A 21885-nucleotide genomic window follows, 5' to 3' on the forward strand; every position below is an offset into this window, starting at 1 on the left:
CTATAGTTAATGGCGCTTTGCTCGATTACAAGGATGTCGACACCATGCCAAGCTTTCGCTGGTTGCCCCTGGCTGGGCTACTGCCCTGTTTTGCTGCCGCTGCGGCCGTTGAAGCTATTGTCTCGAACTTACCATTAGCTGCACTGCTAATAAGCCTGCTGGTCATCGCCGTGCTAACCCTATACAACCTGAAGCTTAACGCACGCTATCAACAACTCGACCTTAAGCAGCAACAACTTAACCAGTTTTTACAGCGCTGCGATGATTACATTGCGGTGTTGGATGCCAAGTTAATGCCGCAATATAAAAATGTCTCACTCACTGCTGCAGGCGTTACCGACGACAATAAGTTACCGATTTATCTTGAGCCTGAGGGCAACAGTTTACTACTGTCACACTTGCAACCCGGCGATAATTGGCTTGGCGAAGCCTGGCTTGAGCTAACTGCCGGCAAGCGGCTGGCGTTATCTGTGGCGATTACCCGCCTAAACAACACACCAGCGCAATACCTGTTATTGGCGCGTAATATTGACGATTTGAAACAGCAGCAACAACAGCTGGAGCAAGATACACTACGCGATCCGCAAACCGGCTTATTAAGCCCCTTGTTGCTGAACGAATACCTGCACAGCTGCATTCAGTTATCCGGTAAACGCCAGCCTAACTTCGCGCTAATGCTGGTTAAATTTAGTCAACTGCTCGGTGAGCGACCTGTGAACCCTAACATTACCCTGCCGCAAGCGATGCCAATATTGGCGAAGTCACTGGCGCAACTAGCTGGCCCTGAGTGTATGATCGCCCGTTACAATAGCGATACTCTTGCTGTTGTTGTACCCCACCAGCTATGCGGTGCGCATATCGAAATTACGCTGAACCGGTTGGGACATAAGCTGCTTAGCTTGAGTGAGTCGGCGGGGTTTAATCCGGGACTGGCGCTACAAACGCTGGTAGGCATTAGCATCTATCCTAATGATGGTCAGTATGCTTCTGAGTTGCTGGTCGCAGCAAATGCGGCTCTGCAGCTAGCCAGTAAAACCGGTGATAGCCAGCTTGCTTTTGCCAGCCGGGCTATACAGCAGCGCGCTCCGGAATATCTGACATTAGAGGTTGAGCTGCACAAAGCGCTACAGCGCGATGAGTTTGAGCTGTACTATCAGCCGCGTTACAGTATCGGCAGCAACCGTATTGTGGGCTATGAGGCACTGCTGCGTTGGCATAACCCAAGGCGTGGCGTGCTATTACCACAACACTTTCTAACCCTGGCCGATGAAACCGGCTTTATTGTGCAACTGGATCTGCTGGTATTTCAAAAATGCTGTGAACAGCAGTTACGCTGGCAACAAACAGACATTAGCCGGGGCCGTATGTGTCTGAATATCTCCGGCCTGAGTCTTAAACAAGCGCAATTTGTCAGTCAAATTGCTGCGCAGTTGCAGCACTGTGGTTTAACAGCAGAACAATTTGAATTTGAAATTGAAGAACCATTACTGTTAGAAGCCGACAGTGTCGTTAACACTAACTTGCAGCAACTGGCCCAGATGGGCCTGCATTTGACACTGGATAACTTTGGTACTGGCGTATCATCGCTGTCGGTGCTGAAACAATTTCCGCTGCACGGGTTGAAAATTGCCGCATCGTACATTAAAGATATGGAGCATAATGAGCAGCAGCGTAATATCACTGCAAATATAATCAGGCTGGCGTCTTACTTACAGTTAGATGTGATTGCCAGTGGTATTGAAAACGAAATGCAAGCCTATTTGCTGCATGTAATGGGTTGCGATATTTTACTTGGCCACTTATTTAGTAAAGCTTTGCCAGCAGCTGAGATCCCGCTGCTGCTGGCAAAAGAGAGTAAATTGGTGCGAAAACAGGTTAGCTGACTTCGTCGCGCTTCTCACGGCCGAGTAAATCCAATGCGGCCAGTTTGACATCTTTGCTCTGATACAGCACTTGGTAGATTTGCTCTGTGATAGGCATTTCCACGCCCACCCGCTGCGCCAAATTAAACACCTCTTTAGCGTTGCGATACCCTTCAACCACCTGACCAATGCTCTGCATGGCTTCGGCGACAGGCTTGCCCTGCCCGAGTAATAAGCCAAAGCGTCGGTTGCGCGACTGGTTGTCGGTACAGGTCAGCACTAAATCGCCAAGACCGGCCATGCCCATAAAGGTGTCTTTCTTTGCCCCTAACGCACAGCCTAAGCGGCACATCTCAGTTAAACCGCGGGTAATTAGCGCCGTACGGGCATTGGCACCAAAGCCAATACCATCGGCCATCCCGGCGCCGATAGCGATAACGTTTTTCACCGCACCACCGAGTTGCACACCGATAAAGTCCGGGTTGGTGTAGACGCGAAAACTCTTAGCGCAGTGCAATAAATCGGACAACTGACGGATAAAGTCAGCATCAGTTGATGACAGAGAAATCGCCGTTGGCAAGCCCATCGCCATCTCTTTGGCAAAGGTCGGCCCCGACAGCACCGCCAGTGACACCTGTTCACCTAAAATTTCGCGTGCCACATCCTGCAGTAAGCGACCGGTTTCTGGCTCCAAGCCTTTGGTTGCCCAGGCAACTCGCGCATCAGCTCGTAACAGTGGTTTTATCTGCCGTAACGTATCGGCAAAGGCATGGCTTGGCACCACAACCAGAATATCGCGGCTACTGGATACAGCAGCGGCTAAATCGGCGGTCAGCTGCAAACTTTCTGGTAAGGCAATATCCGGCAGGTATTTTTGATTAATACGCTGCGCGGCCATCTGTGCCATGTCGTCGCTGTTGCGACCCCATAGGCTGATGGTATTACCGTTACGGGCCAGACAAATTGCCAGAGCGGTGCCATAAGACCCCGCTCCGAGCACAGCAATCGCTGAAGGCTGCATTGCTTAGGCGTCAGCCTTTACCGCCTGGGCTTCAGCCTGGCGTTTTTGCACATACTGGGCAAACAGTGCATCAAAATTCACCGGTGCCAGATTCAGTTGCGGGAAGGTGCCACGGTTAACTAGGTTAGACACGGCTTCACGGGCATAAGGGAACAACACATTAGGGCAGAATGATGCCAGCATATGTGCCATTTGCGCGTCTTCTAACTGACCAATAGAGAAAATACCGGCCTGCTGCACTTCACATAAAAACGCCGTTTCGCCTTCTACTGTAGTGGTAACGGTTAATGACAGCACCACCTGGTAAACGTTGTCTTCCAGCTTTTCGCTACGGGTATCCAGGTCTAGCTTGACTTCCGGTTTCCACTCTTTGCGAAAGATAGCCGGCGCGTTAGGTGCTTCGAAAGAAATGTCTTTAACAAAAATACGCTGGATTGCAAATTGTAAACCTTGCTGCTCAGTTGCAACGCCGTTTGCTTGTTGTTCGGCCATGATAATTCCTACTGTAGTTATTTATGTAATAAAGGATCGAGTTGCCCGCTGGCATCAAGCGCTAACATATCATCGCAACCGCCAATATGGCGCTCACCGATAAAAATCTGTGGCACTGTGCTGCGCCCATTGGCACGTTCAATCATCTGGGGACGCAGTTCTGGCTGCTCATCGATACGCAGTTCGGTATAGCTTACGCCTTTATTGTCCAGTACTGACTTAGCGCGAACACAATAAGGACAATAGGCTTTGGTGTAAATAGTCACTTGCGACATCATTACCTCTTACTTTTAACCACCGGTAAACTGGCGCCAGTCCAGCCACTCATGCCACCTTGCAGTACTGACACCTTGCTAAAACCTTGCTTAATAAGGCTGGCAGCTGCTTTTTGTGCCGTCATTCCGGCCTGACATACCACAATAATGGGTTGCGCTTTGTGTTTTTCAAGCCCGGCCAGCTGCTGTTTTTCAATATCACTCAGCGCTAGCTGACGGGCACCGGTAATGTGGCCCTTGGCAAAATCGGCCTCGGCGCGGATATCGACGACCACAGCATCGTCACGATTAACTTGCAGGGTTAGCTCGGTTGGGCTTAGTTGCTTAACCGCGGAGAAACGCGATTTAATTATGCTGACCATTAACATCACAAACAGCACAACCCAAACTGCGCTTAGAATCGGATGGTTTGAAAAAAACTCAATATACTGCTGCATATTTACTCTGCTTACGCTTAAAAAAACCAGCGCTGAGTATACTGAGTTTGCTGATTAAAAGCAGCCCTGAAACGCGATAAGCCCATGCATGGGGCTGGAGAATTATCCAGATTTCGGTAAGATAACCTCTCTTTTTTCGCTGACAAAGCCGGAGCTAGCATGACAAGTGGCAAAAAACCTTTGGTGTTATTAATTCTTGATGGCTGGGGCTACCGCGAAGAGACTGACAATAATGCTATTGCCCAGGCGCAAACACCGGTGATGGATGCGCTATGGCGTGATTATCCGCATACGTTAATTTCGGGCTCTGGCCTGGATGTGGGCTTACCCGATGGCCAAATGGGAAACTCTGAGGTTGGCCATGTTAATTTAGGTTCTGGCCGGGTGGTGTATCAGGACTTTACCCGTATTACCAAAGCGATTAGCGACGGTGACTTTTTTACCAATCCTGTGCTGGTCGATGCAGTAAACAGTGCACAACAGCAGCAAAAAGCAGTGCATATTATGGGTCTGTTATCGCCAGGTGGCGTGCACAGCCACGAAGACCATATTCTGGCGATGATTGAACTGGCCGAGCGCCAGGGCGCCGGGCCCATTTACCTGCATGCGTTTTTGGATGGCCGCGATACACCGCCGCGCAGCGCCAAAGCCTCACTGGAAAAAATTCAGCAGCATTTTGCGCGCACCGGCAGCGGCCAAATTGCCTCAGTAGTAGGTCGCTATTATGCTATGGACCGAGACAAGCGTTGGGACCGGGTAGAACAAGCCTATGATTTACTCACCCTGGGCCAGGGCGTTTATCAGGCCACTGATGCGCTGCAAGCGCTGGAGATGGCCTATCAGCGTGACGAAAATGACGAGTTTGTAAAAGCCACCGCCATTTTGACCAAAAACGGCAGCCCTGTGCAGATGCAGGATGGTGACGCGCTGATTTTTATGAACTTCCGCGCGGATCGCGCCCGGCAGTTCAGCCGTGCCTTTATCGATGCTGATTTCGCCGGCTTTAAGCGCAAATACTGGCCTAAACTGAGCCGGTTTGTCATGTTGACCGAATACGCTGCCGATATTGACGCGCCTTGTGCTTACCCGCCAGAAAGCCTGGATAATGTGCTGGGAGAATGGCTGGCAAAGCAAGGTAAAACTCAGCTGAGAATTTCTGAAACCGAAAAGTACGCCCATGTGACGTTCTTTTTTAGTGGTGGCCGTGAGCAGCTGTTTGATGGCGAGCAGCGCATTTTGATCGACTCGCCTAAAGTGGCTACCTACGATTTGCAGCCAGAAATGAGCTCAGCAGAGCTAACCGACAAGCTGGTAGCCGCCATTCACAGTGGTGACTTTGATGTCATTATCTGTAATTACCCTAACGGAGACATGGTAGGCCACACCGGCGTGATGTCGGCAGCAATTAAAGCCGTGGAAGCCGTTGACAGCTGTATTGGTCGGGTGGTGAAGGCGCTGCAGGAAGTGGGAGGTGAGTGTTTAATCACTGCCGATCATGGTAATGCCGAAATGATGCTCGACACTGACTCCGGTCAGGCGCATACCGCCCATACCAGTGGTCCGGTGCCGCTTATTTATGTTGGCCGGCCAGCTACTGTTACCCCAGGTGGTATTTTAAGCGACATAGCCCCTACTATGCTAAGCCTGATGGGGCTGCCGATACCGGCAGAGATGACCGGTAAAATTTTGATGCAACCGCGCTAGATGACGCTGACTTGCAAGCCTTGCCTGCTGTTTAGCGCTGTCCTGCTGTGCTTTGCGCAACCTGCGCATAGCCAGACACAGCAGGAGCAGGAGCTGGCGCAACTACAGCAGCAAATCCAGCTGACGGAGCGCGAAGTAAAGCAGCAGCAAAAGCAACTGGAGCAAGCAGAAGCGGCTTTGCAGCAATCTGATCGCGCACTGGCCACAGCAGCCAATGCAAAACGCGATACAGAGCAGCAAATTAGCCAACTGCGCCAGCAAGAGCAGAAGCTGCTGGCGCAGCAAAGCACGCTCGAACAACAGTTACAGCAGCAGCAGCAACTACTGGCAGAGCAACTCAAAAGCGCCTACAGCCTTGGGCAGCATGATTACAGCCGCATGCTGCTCAATCAACAGGACGCCGCCAAACTGGAGCGGGTACTGAGTTATTACCAGTACTTTAACCGCGCCCGTTTAAAACAGCTTGCCGAAATCAATAGCACCATCAGCCAGTTACAACAGGTTCTGACCGAGCTAACGGACAAACAACAACAACTGGCTCAGCAACTCACCAGGCTTGAACAGCAGCAACAGCAATTGGCGCTGGCAAAAACACAGCAACAACAAGCGGTCGATAAACTCAGCAACACCTTAAAGCAACAAGGCCGCCAGCTGGACTATCTGCGCCAGAACGAGAACAGCCTGCAGACAAAACTGGAAGAGCTGCGCCGTGTAGCGCAGCAAGCGCGGGAATTAGCCGGTTTAACCCGACAAAAAGGACAACTCACCTGGCCGCTGAGCGGCACCTTACTGCAGCGCTTTGGCGAAAACCGTCAGGGCGGCATGCCAGCCCGTGGCATCTTGATCCAGGGCCGGGAGGGCGACGCGGTAAAAGCTATCGCCGATGGCCAGGTTATTTATGCCGACTGGCTAAAGGGCTATGGCTGGGTGATCGTGCTGGATCATGGTGCAGGCTACATGAGCCTGTATGGCCATAACCAAAGCTTGCTAAAACAACCCGGTTCGCGCATCAGTGCCGGAGAAACCATTGCCTTAACCGGCATGAGTGGCGGCCAGGCTACGGCAGGCCTGTACTTTGAAATTCGTGACAAGGGCGAAGCAGTTAACCCGCTACAGTGGTTGGAAAAAAGCCGGCGTTAAAAGCATAGCGAAAGTGGCAAAATTCAGTTTATACTTTCGCCGATATGAACCGCATATAAGCGGGCGAACGACACAAGAACGAGAATAATAACGACGTGCGACCACTACTGTTTTTCATCTTTGGGATCTTCACTTTGGTCGGTGCCTATGCTGCCGATGCACCACGTGTTGCTATCATCATAGACGATATTGGCTATCAAAAAACCGACTTATCTTTGATTGATCTGCCCTACCCGCTAACCTTTGCTGTGTTGCCACATACGCCTTATGGCCAGCGCGCTGCACGTTATGCCTTTCAGCACAACAAAGACGTGATGCTGCATATGCCAATGCAAGCATCCAACGGCATGGCACTGGGGCCTGGCGCCTTAACGGTAGAGATGGATAAACATCAGGTGCAACAAACCCTGCAAGCAGCATTGGCTGATATACCCTATGCTATTGGCATTAACAACCACATGGGTAGCTATTATACCGAACAAGCCGATGCCATGGCCTGGACCATGGAGTATTTAAGCAAGCGACATTTGTTCTTCGTTGACAGCCTGACGACGTCACGTAGCCAGGCCAGTAAATATGCCAAACAATTCAGCGTCACCAACTTAAGCCGGCAGGTGTTTTTAGACAATGAACAAAACGAAGCTGCGATGCTGAAGCAACTGGAAATCTTAATTAATATTGCCCGCAAGCGGCAAAGCGCCATTGCCATTGCGCACCCGTACCCACAAACCCATAAGTTTTTACGCAAGCATCTGCCAAAGCTGCAACAACAGGGTATTAAGCTGGTGAGTATTTCACAGTTACTGCCCCAGCATCATGACGTTGTGGCGGCCGGCTTTACGGCACCGGCAGTCTCTGCCCCGCAATAAACGTCAGGCCCGTTATGCGGGCCTGATGCTATTAAGTGGCTTGGCAGGGTATTACTTTTGCTGCTGTAAAAACAGCAGCAACTCGGCAGCTGGCATCGGTTTGGCATACATAAAGCCTTGCACCTCATCACAGCCCATGGCTTTTACCGCCTGTTCCTGTGCAGCGGTTTCGACGCCCTCAGCAATGGTAGATAAGTGTAGTCGTTTGCCCAGACTGATAATAGTCTCAGCGATTACCTCACCTTCTACTTTATCTAAATCACGGATAAAGGCGCGATCTACTTTAATCCGGTCCAGCGGTAATTGCTGCAGATAACTGAGCGAAGAAAATCCAATACCAAAGTCGTCAATAGCGACTTTAATACCAAAATTCTTCAGCTTCTGCAGTGCATCTATCACTATTTTCGGTTCGTCCATCACCACAGACTCGGTGATTTCAAGCTCCAGCAACTGCGGAGCAATCTGGTGGCGCTGCACACAATCGATGACCGATTGCACAAAGCCATGGTTTCTGAATTGCGGCATTGACACATTTACTGCGATTCGCAGTTGAGCAAAACCTTGTTTCTGCAGCTGTTTTATTTGTAAACATGCCTGTTCTAGCACCCAGCTACCAATATCGACAATAAGACCAGAATATTCAGCCAATGGAATAAACACGGCCGGCGAGACAAATTGGCCGTTAGTTTGCGGCCAGCGCAGCAGCGCTTCCATCCCCACCACGCGCTGAGTGTTTAGCGAAACCTGGGGCTGATACCACAGCTGCAACCGGTCATGGGCAAAGTCTTGTCGCAACATCCGCAGCAGTGCCAGCCGTTCGGCCATTTGCTCTTCCATATCAGATTGATAATACTGATAATTTTTCCCAAGCTGCTTTTTCGCTTTATTCAGCGCTATGTAAACGTGCTTTAAAATGGTCAGGCCTTGCTCAGTCGTGTCAGTGAGCCGGCACAGACCAAAGGTCGCATTTACCTGCAGTGCATGCTCTGAGGCCTGAAACGGCGCCTCAAATACCGCTTGCAAGCGCTCAGGGGTAAGCTCCCGCTCAGGCCCAACCAAGCCAAAGACGTCAGCACCAATGCGACCTAACTGGGCAAAAGCGCCAAAATGTTCAATAAGCCTCAGCGTTACGGCAATCAGCAACTCGTTGCCAACATCCTGGCCTAAGCCATCGTTTACGTCAGAAAAATGATCAATATCAATTAGCACCACAACATTGTTAGCGGCTTCGTAACGCTTGGTATCCTGTAAGATCTGAATAAACTCATTACGGTTGGGTGTTTTTGTCAGCGGGTCAATATAAGCCGCATGTTTCAATTGCTGGAACAGTGTCACATTTTCATAGCCGATAGAGATGTTACTCAAAAATACCTGGATCAACTGACGATCAAGCTCTTCAATTGGCCGGTTGGTTTCTATGTAAACTGCTGCGCTATGTTTATCATTGCCCAGATACAGCACAGTATCCATATCAGTAAAGATATGCTGGCGGGTTGTCAGACACTTGGTGATCTGGCTGACTATACGCGGATTATCCAGCCGTTCCAGTTGGCATTTGATAAAAGGTGCATAATGGCCGGCAGCACCTAGAACGTAAATCGTCTCGCTGGCACTGCCGTCATCTTCAATTTGGGCACACAGCACACCCTCAGCGTGTAAGCCAATTAATGACGAAATTTGTGTGACGACGCCCTCAGAAAACTCATGCAGCGAATGCTGCTCCAACAAGTTAGCACCCGCATTAATAATTTTTTCCAGACCACGTCGGCTTTGGTTAATGGTACGGATCTGCTGATACGAACGCAGCGAAGCGATAATTGAGGTAACCAGTTTACTACGGGTTAATTCGGTTTTGGTTTTGTAATCATTAATATCATATTCTTTGATCACGCTTTCTTCAGGGGCATAACCCGGCTGTCCGGTGCGCAGCACAATGCGGATCTCGTCCATGCATAATTCATCACGGATTTGTTGCACCACTTTAAGGCCAGCATCATCCGACTCCATCACCACATCCAATAACACCAGGGCAGTGTTTGGATTCTGCCGTAAAAAATTGACCGCCTCCTTGCCAGAATAAGCATGATGAAACAAAAGCTTACGACCAAGCACCGTCAAATCACTTAGTGCAAGTTTGGTAACAGTGTGAATTTCCTCGTCATCGTCAACGATTAGCAGGTGCCATTCCCCCAGTGCTTGTTGCTGAGCGGCTGCTACGGGTTCATCTTCTGCTAAAAACAGAAAATCCTCATCTGTTTCTTTTGACACCATCATTAAGCCTTATTGAATGATTCCGTTTAAATATACATGCTTAAACCTGATAAGACTAAGTTATACCAGATTTTATTTTGTGCAAAGCGGTAAGCGAAACTTGCTGCAAAATATCCACGGTGCCAAGATAGCGATGCAAAGGGTTTCAGGACAGTCATCGCAATGGTAAAGATAAGCAGTGTGAGCGGCCAACAACGCTTGCGGCAATTAGCCAAAATGCAGCTGGGTAATAGTGTGGTATCGCCGACAGAGCCAGATATGGCACCACAACCAGCCGGGCATGGCCAGTTTAACGACAAACACCAGCAGCTGGCTGCGCGTTCAGGGGCACAAAGCAGTCATTTAAACCTTGCCGAACGGGCTGAACGGCGGCTGCAGATGCAACGTGAGCGCCAGCAACATAATTTAGAACGTGTGATCTCCCAGGCTTTGGAATATTGCCCCGATACTGTCTCTAACCAGGAAGTGGACCCCGACTGGTTTACTCAATTTTGTGAGTTAACGCTCGATATATCCAACGCCAGCATGCAGCAGCTGTGGGCGAAAATTCTTGCCGGTGAAATCGCCAGTCCCGGCAAGTTTGCGTTAAAAACCCTGCATACGCTAAAGCGCATGAGCGTAAAAGAAGCTATGGCACTGCAACAAGCCGCAGCATTAAGCTGCCGCACCCGTCAGGATCCGACGCCGCGTATTTACTTTGGTTATATTCGCCGGCCATCGTTATGGCACTTTCTCACTGGCCGCAGCAGAGCCATGTTAAACCTGAACCAGTTTGGTTTGTCTTATCCGCAAATACTTAGCCTGGTTGATATCGGCTTGCTGCACAGCTCTGAGATTGAAAGTGGTGAGCTGACTTATGGTCAACAGCTTCATTGGCAATATCAGCAAGCCAGTCTGACCGGCACCATCAGCAGTAAAAACGTGGTGTTACAGTATTACAAATACACTGCCAGCGGTGCTGAGCTGTTACCACTGGTTACGCGGGAACCACATCAGGCTTATCTTGATGCACTCAAAACCCTCTTACGTACGACTATCCGATTTACGGGCTGATTGGCACCAATGCACAATCTGCTTTAGGTTGTCAGCACCCAGGGGTTTGATGATGACATCGTTCATGCCTGCCTGCAAAAACTGCTCAATTTCTTCATCAAGCGCATGGGCAGTAAATGCCAGTATGGGTGTTTGCTGATATTCCGGTTGTTGTCTTAACTGACGTGCCACCTCAGTGCCGGCGATATCAGGCAACTGAATATCCAGTAAAATGAGATCAAACCGCTGGCGAGCACAAAGTTCAATCGCTTCAGCGCCGGTTACGGCGGTTTCAAGCTGCAGCGATTGATGCTGTAACAGCACCCGAATAAACGCCAGATTAGTCGTATTGTCATCAACCACCAGCAATTTCGGCACTTCAGTATCGGGTGGCAACGTCTGCGTTAACTGCCGAAGACAAAATGGACCAACACTCACTGGCAACTGCAGCAGTTGCTGCCAAGTTGCGCATGTCTGAGCGCTGGCATAGCAGAGTACACGCTGGCAGTGGCTAAGCATTTGCATGATTGCTTGCCAACGCTGAGGTTCGACGGGTGCACTCCCCTCTTCCGGTAAGAAAATAATCGCCGCATCATACTGATGCAACGACACTTTTCGCTGAAGATCAGCCAGATCATTACAGCTGGCCAGATAACCGGTTAAGGCACTCAGGCTGACAGCACGCTCTTTTAACCTTGCCGGCTGGTTATCAAATAGCAATACATGCTGCAACATTACCGCTTCCTGGGGCGAGACTGCTGTCAGGGCAAGTTTGACCTGAAGGGTGCAGCCCAATCCGTCAAGCGACTGCACAATAATATCCCCTGCCAAGTCTTGCCTGGCACTGGCGACAATCGCGATGTCAGCATCTTGCCAGGGCTGCATGGTTGCCGTGTCTTGCATTAGCTTTTGCCGCACCGCTCTGCTTAGGCCATCACCGTCACAAATTAACGTCAGTTGCAGTTGTCGCTGCTCAGCTTTGAGCTGCATATATAAGCTAATATCACTTACCTCATTACTACGACAGCCTAAACGCAATAGGGCTTGTAGCAAAATAGCCAGGGTATGCCCACAACACTCCACGTTATAACGGCAATTATCAGCAGCTTCAAACAGCTGCAGACTGACATTGTGGTTAGCCAGCTGAGCTTGCAGCTGTGGTAACTGTGCAGCCAAAAATTGCGCTAAATTTATGCTCTCTGCCGTGGTGTCTGCACTGGTGTGTTGTAACAGAAATAATTGCGCATTAAGCTGCCAGGCCAATTCATCGCCGGACAATGACTGGCCCAACACTTGCTGCATATTGCGTACAGCCGTTTGAAGTTGCTGTTGTTGTTGGCTGCTCTGCTGTTGTATTAATGCGGTTTGCGCTTTTATTTGCGCCTGCTCCTGTTGCAGAGTTTCAAGCTGTTGTTGCTGCAGCTGTTGCTGATTCTGCAGCAGCTGCTGCATGCTGACCTGCGCAGACGCTAACGCATTAAGTCCATGTTGTAGAGGCGCTAATTCATCAACAAGTTGCTCTTCAACCTTTACGTTAAGCTGGCCATGCCGCAGCTGATTCAGTTTATGCGTTAATAAGCTGACATCGATATGCAAACGTTGCTGGTGCTGTGTGACCGTACGGCGGAATAACAACAACACGCCCCCCCCCATAAGTGCCACCATCAGCACCGGCATTAGCCATGCAGCAGACAGGGGCTGCTGCTCAAGCACCAGCATTAAATAGTATTGCTGCGCCATCGGTTTCAGTGTACTGGTATTCGCTGCAGCGGGTTCAGCAACAGGTTGAAGTGCAATAAGGTAATGGCCTGACGACACTAACTGGAAGCGGTCTATCTGTTCATTCTTGCCTAAAGGCCGCACCATATCCGTTGGCCCGGTGCTGATGAGCATTTGATGTTGCTGATCAAACACCGCTATGGTGGTCAATCCCAGGCCACTGTTATGACCAATGTGGGCTAATTGGGCTTTTAACCATTGCGGATCGCTGCTATTCAGTAAAGGCCTGATACTGAGCTGCAAGGTAGCAGCAAAACGCGTCAGTTGAAGCTGCTGCTGCGTTTTTGCTTCATACTGAGACCACAGGCCGATAAATAGCGTCATCGCCAGTAGCGAAACTAACCAGGGTAAGGTTAACTGCCTGAAAAAATTTATCAAAATTGCTTCTGCTTTAACGAAGATTGGCTTAACTATAAATTGATTCGCCAACACGAACAAGGCCGCCCCGGATGGACGACCTGGGCTGCGTTTCAACAACGCAGCCAGAGACACACAAACTAAAAATGCAGTTCAATGCCGGCAAAAGCACCTTTAAAATCCAGATCGGCGTACAGATTGTCGATATCATCTAAACGCAGATTAACAGCGCGGTAACCCAGCTTCAGCCTTAAATCGACCGCCAGATTATCCAGCAGCGCATAAGCTACACCGGCTTGCATGTCATAAACCCGGCTACCGTCGTAAGACACAAAGCTGCCATTGGCGAACAGCTCCAGCCCGGTTAGCGGTAACCCCACAATAGCTGAGGTATAAAGCATAGGGATAAAGGTTGACGCATCCTGAACTGCTACCGCGCCACTACCACCAAGGTCAGCCACAGCCACACTGCCGTCAATATGTTTGGCGTTAATACCCAGGTCCAGGCTCACCAGGTCATTATCGAGAATTTCGTAATACAGCACATAATCCGTGTTAGTCAAATCAACCTGGTTGGCAATATCAGTATCGACAGCAAAGGTCTCGCCGGCAAAGCTGAAGCTGGCGTTCAATACCGTTAAGCCGTTGCTTTCCAACTGATTATGCTGCAGGCGGATATTGGGCAGCAGTGGCAGAGGATGCTCCAATGCTACATAGTAAGAGCTTTGGGTTTTATCATTAAAATTAAAGCTTTGTAGCTGCTCATTGTTAGCAAAACTGCCATCGGTAGAGGTGCGCCAACCATCAGCGCCGATATACAAACCCAGTAACGTATCGGCTTGTGCCGCTGTGGTAACAAGACTGCCAGCCAGCGCAAGCATTAAAACAGAGTGTTTCATTGGTGTAATTACCCTTGTGTTAATAATTCAGATAAGTCGATAAGCGCCGCATTGGCACGAGAGATATAGTTTGCCATCACCAGTGAATGGTTTGCCATCAAACCAAAACCACTGCCATTAAGCACCATTGGGCTCCAGATTGGCTGCTGTGTTGCCTCAAGCTCACGGATTATTTGCCTCAGGCTTACCATGGCATTTTTTCGCACCAGCACATCAGCAAAATCCGTCTCCACCGCTTTCAAAAAATGTAGTAGTGCCCAGCTGGCACCGCGCGCTTCATAAAACTCATCGTCCAGTTTCCACCAACTGGTTTTAATGCGCCGGTGCGCGGGTGTGTCAGTAGACTGACGGGCCGAGGCATCATTGGCTAAATCAGTGTTCAGCCGGTCTTGCCCAACACTGGCACTTAAACGCTGCGAATAGCTACCCAGGCGCTTTTCCACCGCTTTTAACCAATCTCGCAGGTTATCGGCGCGGGCATAAAACTGGCTATCGGGTCGCTGCGGGTCCATCAGCTCAGTACGGTAAAGGTAGAGTTGCTCTATTGCTTTGCGATACTCGGCCTCTGCACTGGGAATGGCCCAGCTACGATGGTCAATATTAAACTTCGGCTGAGCGATTTTCAGATACGGGTTTTCGGTAGATTGCGACTGTGAACGGCTTAAATCTTTGCGTAGCGCCAGCGCCAGATCACGAGTCATCTCCAATACTCCCAGCTCCCATGCCGGCATATTGTCCAGCAGCACAAAAGGCGGCATCACATCATTGGCAAGATACCCGGCGTTTTTATCCAGCAAAGTTTCACTCACCCTGATAAGCGCTGTGGTTGTGCTATAGCCGATAATAGCACTGTCGCCTAATTGCTGCCGGCTCTGAGCGATATCATCCACCAGTAAATCCGGCTCCCGGCTGGCCCACCAACCAATAATATAAAGCACCAGCAGCGCTGCCGCGGCGGCCGCACCTAACACACGTGCATTAAACATAACGGCTCCTTAGCGTTTTGGCATCGCCACTACCGGCAGTTCAACCTGAAGTTGTTGGCCATCAGCAAAGCGTAATGTCAGCGGCACCAGCATGCCGGGTGTCAGTTCACCCTGAGGCTCAAACAGCATCAAATGCAGGCCGCCAGGCGCCAGCTCAACAGTAGCACCCGTATCAATATCAATGGCACTGACTTGTTCCATCCGCATCATGCCATCTATGTGGCTATGCTGATGCAATTCTACCTTTGCAAACAGCGGGCTTTGCGCCGACACCAACTGTAGCGCGGTATCGGTGGAGTTAGTCAGGGTAAAGTAACCTGCAGTAACACTGCGCCCGGGCATTGGCTGACGTACCTGGCCATCTTGCACTGTGGGGGTAGCGGCCTGAAGCAGCGGACTGGCTAAAGCCAGTAACAACAGCGTTTTATTTAGCAATCGCATTACTTTTCTCCTTATTCGTCACAGCTTTATATTACACCAGTTTAACCGCTGGCACAGCCTGTAACGCGAAGGTAGCGAATTTAGCGATCGGGCAGTATGGCTGCCGCCACCAAATAAGCAATCAGGGTTGCCACCGGAAAGAGTAACAATAAGATGATCGCCAGCGCACGGATCAGCCAGCGCGGCTGCTGATAATAGCCCGCCAGACCGGCACAGACGCCGGCAACTTTGCGATAATTACGTGCGCAATACCAGCGGTCAGTGTCATAAGTCGCCATGTGTTAGTCTCCTGTTTTGTGGTTCGGTTGAGCGGCTGACCTAGCCAGCCACAGCAGGCTGCCAAATAAAGCAAAGGTAAGTAATTCCATATTTAACCAGCTCATCAGTGCTCTCCTGTTAACCGTATGGCCCGCGGCGCCAACAGCTGCCAGGCCAACATCACAGGCACTATGCTCAGTACAGGACTTAAATACGCCAGCAATAACCAGAATGACGGGATCAGCATGGCTTATTCCGCAATTACGCTTACCTGGGCTAGCGCTTGTTTGGCCAGCTCAGTAACGTCCTGACGTGCGCTTTGCTGTGCAATCAAATCCAGCACACTGCTTTGCAGCGCCAGACGCGCTTGCTGCTGCGTTTCTGCGGACAATGTGTTCAGTTGCTGTTGTACCACCTGCTGTAATTCAGCAGAGACCTCATCGGCCAACAGCGGGTTAATGCTAAGGGCGGTTGCAAGAGAACAGGTTAAAACCAGAGTAGTGAAGCGTTTCATTGTCATATCCTTGTTACTTGTTAGTCGGTACTACACTGTTTCGATACCAAGGTATTTCAAGTGTTGTGCCAACCAACAAAAACAAGGTAAACACATGATTTTAAATAAATAATATAAATAAGGCGCCAACTGCCATACAGTAGCGCCTTGAATGAAAACCAAAAAATAGTGAAATTAACTAACTAGCTGGTCAAATCGGCTACGGGTTTAAGCTTAGCCAGCGCCTGCAGTAATAATGCCGGTTTAGCATCGGCAAAATGGCCCTGCTCACTGAGTAATCGTCGCCACTGGCGGGCACCGGGCCTGCCCTGAAACAGCCCCAGCATATGGCGGGCAATGTGCCAAAAACGCGCGCCCTGCTGCATTTGTTGCTCGATATAAGGTAGCATCTGCAGCACAACCTGCTCGGGGCTTAAGGCGGCAGTGGTATCACCATAAATAAGTGCATCAACTTCGCTTAACAGCAGCGGGTTGGTATAAGCCTCACGCCCCACCATAACACCATCAAGGTACTGCAGTTGCTCTTTGGCTTGTTGCAGCGTTTTAATGCCGCCGTTAATACTGATATTAAGCTGTGGAAACTCCCGTTTCAGCTGCTGCACCCTGGGGTAATTTAGCGGCGGGATCTCGCGGTTCTCTTTCGGGCTTAAGCCTTTTAACCAGGCTTTACGGGCGTGGATAATAAACTGCTCGCAGCCGGCATCAGCCACCTCGCTGATAAAATCCTGCAAAAACTGGTAGTCGTCTGAATCATCAATACCGATGCGGGTTTTCACCGTCACCGGTATAGACACCGCATCCTGCATGGCTTTAACACAATCGGCCACCCGCGCCGGCTGCGCCATCAGACAAGCGCCAAACATGCCATTTTGCACCCGATCTGACGGACAACCCACGTTAATATTTACCGCATCATAGCCACGCTGCTCGGCAAGCCTGGCACAGTGCGCCATGTCGGCCGGCTCAGAGCCGCCCAACTGCAGCACCACCGGATGCTCTTGCTCATTGAAAGCTAAATAGTCACCACTGCCATGAATAATAGCACCAGTGGTCACCATCTCGGTATACAACACGGCATGTCGGCTTAACAGACGGTGAAAATAGCGGCAGTGCTTGTCGGTCCAGTCCAGCATGGGCGCGACAGAAAACTGATGAGCGGCAAGCACCTGGTTGCGCATGCTTATTTCATGTCCGGCAGGTTACGGCCGTAGAAAATTTCGCGCATTTCACGAAACACTTTTTTGCTGATGATTTTCTGTTCTTCTGCCGTCATTGAATCGGTACCCATGCCAAACAGGTAATTGTTCAAATCGGCTTCTTTTAGCATCATCTTGGTGTGGAACAAGTTTTCCTGATACACGTTGACGTCGATCATCTGAAAGGCGCGTTTGGTCTCTTCGTCCATAAAGTTCTGTATAGACGTAATAGGATGATCGATATAGTGCTTGGTACCACTGACATCACGGGTAAAGCCACGCACCCGGTAATCAATGGTCACAATGTCAGACTCGAAGCTGTGAATTAAGAAATTCAGTGCTTTCAGTGGCGATATAATACCGCAGGTTGACACCTCGATATCGGCACGGAAAGTACAGATGCCATCATGCGGATGCACTTCCGGGTAGGTGTGCACACAAATATGGCTTTTATCCAGATGGGCAACGACCACATCAGGCCGTGGGCCAGGGTTTTCTGAATTATCCGGGTCGACCAGCACCGGCTCTTCACTAACCAGTATGGTCACGCTGGCGCCTTGCGGATCGTAATCCTGGCGGGCCACATTCAGAATATTAGCGCCGATAATATCGGTCACTTCGGTCAGAATGTCGGTTAAGCGGTCAGCATTGTACTGCTCATCAATATATTCGATATATTCCTGCCGGTGCTGCTCTGTTTTGGCATAGCAGATATCGTAAAGGCTGAAACTCAAGCTTTTCGTCAGGTTGTTGAACCCATGTAGTTTCAATTTTTCAAAAGGTTTAACCACTTAACTTTGTCTCCGCAAAAAACCGCAGCGCGGTTATTAACTGAATTACTGCTGCTGGCTGCCGTTGGGCGCCGTTGCTGCTTCGATAACGCTGAACGAGTGACTCACTGCGACACTGCCCGATAACATAATAGATACCGAGCAATATTTATCGGCGGATAACTGCACCGCGCGCTCTACCTGCTTTTCACTCAAATTAGTACCGGTAACAACAAAATGCAGATGCAGCTTGGTAAAGACTCTGGGCACAGTGTCAGCGCGCTCGGCGCTTAACTCAACCTCACAATCCTGCACCTGCTGGCGGGCTTTTTGTAAAATGCTCACCACATCCACCGACGAGCAGGCGCCGGCGGCCATCAATACCATCTCCATTGGGCTGGCGGCAACGCTGCCGTCTTTATTGCCGTCAAACACGACCGCATGGCCGCTGCCTGAGCGACCGATAAAGGTGTTGTTATCCAGCCATTTAACTTTTGCTTGCACAGGCTACCCCCGCCGAAAAAACAAGGGCGGTATTTTACGTAAAACGGCGGCAGGTATCTAGCATAATTGCGCGGTCTGGCAGGTTAATCGAGCAGATCGGCGATGGCGTTATCAAACAGGTTTTTGATTAACAGAGAGATTTCGTTGATGAGTTCAGCTTGCTGCGCAGTCGCTTTTTTTTCCAGCACACTGCTTAACACTTCTTGAAAGTCATACATAATGCCATCCACTTCGCGGATAATCATGCTGCGGTGGTTCATTTCCAATTCGGTATGTTGGGTGCACAGGGTGATGATTTGCTCGGCAATTGACTCTTCTAACAGCTCACCTATGGTTTTACCACTACCATTACTGCCGCCCTGCTCAAACAATGACAGATGCTCAGTCAGAAACTGGATCAGATGTTCGTATCCGGGTTTGTCTGTAACCATAACTCGCTTACACCTGGCTGCTGGCAAAACAGCAATAAGTTTTCGTTATTTAAGCAAAAACCATAGCATAAAACAAACCGGGGCTGGCGCCCCGGTAGGATTTATTTTTTATGCTACTTAAAACTGCAAGCCCGGAGAGAGCTGCTCCGGCATCACCACCTGCTCCAGCTCTACCGATGCCACCGGATAAGCGCAATAGTCAGCGGCATAATACGCACTGGCTCTGTGGTTACCGCTGGCGCCTATGCCACCAAAAGGTGCGGCTGAACTGGCACCAGTAATGGGTCGGTTCCAGTTAACAATACCAGCGCGGATCCGGCGGAAAAAGTGCTGATACAGTTCGGCACTGTCGCTAAGCAGGCCGGCCGACAAACCAAACGCCGTGCTGTTAGCCTGATCAATGGCCTGGTCAAAGTCGCTGAAACGGAATACTTTCAGTAACGGCCCAAAGTGCTCATCGTCCGGGAAGCTAGTTACAGTCGAGCATTCGATAATACCCGGTGTTACCAGAGCGGTATTTTCATCCAGATGACGCATTTCCAGCAGCACCTTACCACCCAGCTCTACCAGCTGTTGCTGTACCGCTAACATGCCTTTGGCGGCGGCAACCGAAATCATCGAGCCCATAAAAGGCTGCTCAGGTGCATCGTAAATGCCCACTTTAATGTTTCGGCTAACCTCTAATAAGCGCGCTAAAATGGCATCGCCCTGTGCGCCTTTAGGTAAAAACAATTTACGGGCACAGGTACAGCGCTGACCGGCAGAAATAAAGGCAGACTGAATAATATCGTGTACCGTGGCGTCGATATTGCTGACATCCTGCACGATAAGCGGGTTATTGCCGCCCATCTCCAGCGCCAGGATTTTATCCGGCCGGCCGGCAAATTGCTGGTGTAAGTAATGGCCGGTACGCGAGCTGCCGGTAAAGAAGATACCGTCAATACCATCATGGGCCGCTATGGCTTTACCGGTATCCACTTCGCCTTGTAACAGACTTAATACGCCCGCAGGCAAACCGGCTTGCTGCCATAGTTTTACTGTATCTTCCGCCACCTTAGGTGTCAGCTCTGAAGGCTTAAACACCACGGCATTGCCCGCCAGCAGCGCCGGCACTATATGACCATTAGGCAAATGCCCGGGGAAGTTATAAGGGCCAAACACGGCGACTACGCCATGCGGCTTATGACGGATAAAGGCCCGGCCTTGTGGCATCGGGTTTTCTTTGGTGCCGGTACGCTCCTGGTAGGCACGCACAGAAATATCAACTTTACCAATCATGGCGCCCACTTCAGTGCGGGCTTCCCACAGCGCTTTACCGGTCTCTTCTGCAATCGACAATGCCATGGCTTCTTTATGCTGAGTGAGCAGCTCAGCGAATTTTTTCACCACCGACACCCGCTCGTCAAAACTTAAGCCAGCCCAGTCGTACTGTGCTTTACGTGCTGTGTCTATCGCTTTTGCCACTTGCTCAGCCGTGGCTGCTTGGCCTTGCCAGATCTGCACATTTTTTGCCGGATCTAATGAAACAAAGGCTTTACCTTCGCCCGACACCCACTCACCATTAATAAACTGCTCTGCGTGCTTCATGCTACTCCCCTGCTAAAATTAGGCCCTAGATGCGGGTAACCCTGACCCAATCGCCGGCATCAACCTGCAGCGCGGCTGCAACATCGGCCGGTATGGTTACCTGCTCACTGTGTTCGTCAGGCTGCACCAACAGCCAGGTGGCGCGAAAATTTACCAACTGCGTATTACTGATTAAATGCGGCTGGCCCTGAGTTACCTCACCAATCACTACCTGTAAGCGGCGGCTATTTCGCACCGAGCGAATATGCTCTACCCTTGCCTCTACGGTGGGGCCGGCATCGAAAATATCAACGTAACCGCGGTTAGAAAACCCTTCTGATTGTAACAACGCCAGCGCCGGCTTCGTTTTTTCATGCACTTTGCCAATCACTGCCTGCGCTTGTTTGCTCAGCAAACTGACATAAATCGGGTATTTTGGCATCAGCTCAGCAATAAAGACTTTTTGTCCTATGCCGGTAAGATAATCGGCGGTGGGAAAATCCAGCGAGAAAAAATGCTCCTGCAACCACTGCCAGAACGGCGAGCTACCATCGTCATTCGACACACCACGCATCTCGGCAATTACCCTATCAGCGAAACGCTCAGAAAATTCTGCCATAAATAAAAAGCGCATTTTCGACAACAGGCGGCCATTGTGCTTTTCGCGCCGGCTTTCACGTAAAAACAGCGTACACAATTCACTGACGCCAGTGTAGTCGTTGCACAGGGTTAAAATATCCACTGTTTTGTACACGCCCAGTGAGCGTGAGCTATGCACTACCTTACCTAAATGATAATGGTAGAAAGCATCGTCCAGGCCTACAGCAGCTTCCAGCGCACTGGTGCCACAGACTTCACCGGTGGCGGTGTCTTCCAGCACAAACAGGTAGCCTTCATCACCAGGTGATGTCACCTGTTTACTGAACGAATGCTCAGAGCGGCTGATTTTGCGCATCAGTAGCTCGTCATTGACCGGCAGGGACGTAAAGCCATGCCCGGACTCGACTGCAATATCATACAGCGCCGGGTAATCATCCGCTCGGATTGGGCGAATCACCATCATCGTCGCTTACTCCAGTTT

At 50.3% G+C, this 21885-nt stretch carries 23 protein-coding genes; 5 read left to right on the top strand and 18 right to left on the bottom strand.

Annotation, left to right across the window (positions count from 1 at the left end):
- Positions 1–44: 44 nt before the first annotated feature.
- The gene (locus ABGI61_RS03580) at positions 45–1883 is read left to right on the top strand and encodes a putative bifunctional diguanylate cyclase/phosphodiesterase (RefSeq protein WP_347596996.1); all 1839 of its coding nucleotides are present in this window, start codon (positions 45–47) and stop codon (positions 1881–1883) included.
- Here ABGI61_RS03580 and gpsA read toward each other — a convergent pair.
- The 4 genes from gpsA to ABGI61_RS03600 are packed head-to-tail and all read right to left on the bottom strand — an operon-like array spanning position 1876 to position 4087.
- Positions 1876–2883 carry an NAD(P)H-dependent glycerol-3-phosphate dehydrogenase gene (gpsA, locus tag ABGI61_RS03585; RefSeq protein WP_347596999.1) on the bottom strand — a complete coding sequence of 336 codons (1008 nt, stop codon included), beginning with the start codon at positions 2881–2883 and terminating at the stop codon, positions 1876–1878. The two genes, ABGI61_RS03580 and gpsA, sit on opposite strands and share 8 nt — an antisense overlap.
- A 3-nt stretch (positions 2884–2886) precedes the next feature.
- Positions 2887–3375 (bottom strand): protein-export chaperone SecB, encoded by a 489-nt coding sequence (gene secB / locus ABGI61_RS03590; RefSeq protein WP_347597001.1) that lies wholly within the window; start codon positions 3373–3375, stop codon positions 2887–2889.
- A gap of 17 nt (positions 3376–3392) precedes the next feature.
- Positions 3393–3653: a glutaredoxin 3 gene (grxC, locus tag ABGI61_RS03595; RefSeq protein WP_440590623.1), complete on the bottom strand. Its 261-nt coding sequence runs from the start codon at positions 3651–3653 to the stop codon at positions 3393–3395.
- Positions 3653–4087, bottom strand: a complete 435-nt coding sequence (locus ABGI61_RS03600) for a rhodanese-like domain-containing protein (protein ID WP_347597004.1) — start codon at positions 4085–4087, stop codon at positions 3653–3655. The genes grxC and ABGI61_RS03600 overlap by 1 nt, the downstream gene beginning before the upstream one ends.
- A 159-nt stretch (positions 4088–4246) precedes the next feature.
- Here ABGI61_RS03600 and gpmM point away from each other — a divergent pair, with 159 nt between their 5' ends.
- The 3 genes from gpmM to ABGI61_RS03615 all read left to right on the top strand — a co-directional run bounded on the left by gpmM (position 4247) and on the right by ABGI61_RS03615 (position 7800).
- Positions 4247–5791 (top strand): 2,3-bisphosphoglycerate-independent phosphoglycerate mutase, encoded by a 1545-nt coding sequence (gene gpmM / locus ABGI61_RS03605; protein WP_347597007.1) that lies wholly within the window; start codon positions 4247–4249, stop codon positions 5789–5791.
- Positions 5792–6931, top strand: a complete 1140-nt coding sequence (locus tag ABGI61_RS03610; RefSeq protein WP_347597010.1) for a murein hydrolase activator EnvC family protein — start codon at positions 5792–5794, stop codon at positions 6929–6931.
- Positions 6932–7026: 95 nt separating this feature from the next.
- Positions 7027–7800: a divergent polysaccharide deacetylase family protein gene (locus ABGI61_RS03615; RefSeq protein WP_347597013.1), complete on the top strand. Its 774-nt coding sequence runs from the start codon at positions 7027–7029 to the stop codon at positions 7798–7800.
- 51 nt (positions 7801–7851) lie between these two features.
- Here ABGI61_RS03615 and ABGI61_RS03620 read toward each other — a convergent pair whose 3' ends face one another.
- The gene (locus ABGI61_RS03620) at positions 7852–10074 is read right to left on the bottom strand and encodes a two-component system response regulator (RefSeq protein WP_347597016.1); all 2223 of its coding nucleotides are present in this window, start codon (positions 10072–10074) and stop codon (positions 7852–7854) included.
- A gap of 177 nt (positions 10075–10251) precedes the next feature.
- On the opposite strand from ABGI61_RS03620, the gene ABGI61_RS03625 reads away from it, so the two are divergent.
- Positions 10252–11124: a TIGR03899 family protein gene (locus tag ABGI61_RS03625; protein ID WP_347597019.1), complete on the top strand. Its 873-nt coding sequence runs from the start codon at positions 10252–10254 to the stop codon at positions 11122–11124.
- On the opposite strand, the gene ABGI61_RS03630 is transcribed toward ABGI61_RS03625, so the two are convergent.
- The 13 genes from ABGI61_RS03630 to astA form a co-directional block, all read right to left on the bottom strand.
- Complete coding sequence (locus tag ABGI61_RS03630; RefSeq protein WP_347597021.1) at positions 11095–13260, bottom strand: response regulator; 2166 nt, start codon at positions 13258–13260, stop codon at positions 11095–11097. The genes ABGI61_RS03625 and ABGI61_RS03630 overlap by 30 nt on opposite strands.
- Positions 13261–13379: 119 nt before the next feature.
- Positions 13380–14138: a TIGR04219 family outer membrane beta-barrel protein gene (locus ABGI61_RS03635; RefSeq protein ID WP_347597024.1), complete on the bottom strand. Its 759-nt coding sequence runs from the start codon at positions 14136–14138 to the stop codon at positions 13380–13382.
- Positions 14139–14146: 8 nt separating this feature from the next.
- Positions 14147–15124, bottom strand: coding sequence for a DUF2333 family protein (locus tag ABGI61_RS03640; protein ID WP_347597028.1), 978 nt, complete (start codon positions 15122–15124; stop codon positions 14147–14149).
- A 9-nt stretch (positions 15125–15133) separates the two neighbouring features.
- Complete coding sequence (locus tag ABGI61_RS03645; RefSeq protein ID WP_347597030.1) at positions 15134–15565, bottom strand: copper chaperone PCu(A)C; 432 nt, start codon at positions 15563–15565, stop codon at positions 15134–15136.
- 80 nt (positions 15566–15645) lie between these two features.
- Positions 15646–15843, bottom strand: a complete 198-nt coding sequence (locus ABGI61_RS03650) for a PspC domain-containing protein (protein WP_347597033.1) — start codon at positions 15841–15843, stop codon at positions 15646–15648.
- Between the two features lie 104 nt (positions 15844–15947).
- A complete protein-coding gene (locus tag ABGI61_RS03655; protein ID WP_347597036.1) occupies positions 15948–16070 on the bottom strand; it encodes a hypothetical protein in 123 nt (40 codons plus the stop codon).
- Between the two features lie 3 nt (positions 16071–16073).
- Positions 16074–16337 (bottom strand): hypothetical protein, encoded by a 264-nt coding sequence (locus ABGI61_RS03660; protein ID WP_347597038.1) that lies wholly within the window; start codon positions 16335–16337, stop codon positions 16074–16076.
- A gap of 182 nt (positions 16338–16519) precedes the next feature.
- Positions 16520–17515, bottom strand: coding sequence for a tRNA dihydrouridine(20/20a) synthase DusA (dusA, locus tag ABGI61_RS03665; protein WP_347597041.1), 996 nt, complete (start codon positions 17513–17515; stop codon positions 16520–16522).
- A 2-nt stretch (positions 17516–17517) separates the two neighbouring features.
- On the bottom strand, positions 17518–18324 hold the full coding sequence (speD, locus tag ABGI61_RS03670; protein ID WP_347597043.1) for an adenosylmethionine decarboxylase: 807 nt from the start codon (positions 18322–18324) through the stop codon (positions 17518–17520).
- 45 nt (positions 18325–18369) lie between these two features.
- Positions 18370–18807, bottom strand: a complete 438-nt coding sequence (locus ABGI61_RS03675; RefSeq protein WP_347597046.1) for an OsmC family protein — start codon at positions 18805–18807, stop codon at positions 18370–18372.
- An 83-nt stretch (positions 18808–18890) separates the two neighbouring features.
- Positions 18891–19238: a DUF3802 family protein gene (locus tag ABGI61_RS03680; RefSeq protein WP_347597049.1), complete on the bottom strand. Its 348-nt coding sequence runs from the start codon at positions 19236–19238 to the stop codon at positions 18891–18893.
- Between the two features lie 117 nt (positions 19239–19355).
- Positions 19356–20825, bottom strand: a complete 1470-nt coding sequence (gene astD, locus ABGI61_RS03685; RefSeq protein WP_347597052.1) for a succinylglutamate-semialdehyde dehydrogenase — start codon at positions 20823–20825, stop codon at positions 19356–19358.
- Between the two features lie 25 nt (positions 20826–20850).
- Entirely contained in the window at positions 20851–21867 is a 1017-nt protein-coding gene (gene astA, locus ABGI61_RS03690) for an arginine N-succinyltransferase (RefSeq protein WP_347597055.1), read from the bottom strand.
- Between the last annotated feature and the right edge of the window lie 18 nt (positions 21868–21885).

Source organism: Rheinheimera fenheensis (genome assembly GCF_039871805.1).
In the GTDB taxonomy this organism is placed as follows: Bacteria; Pseudomonadota; Gammaproteobacteria; order Enterobacterales; family Alteromonadaceae; genus Alishewanella; species Alishewanella fenheensis.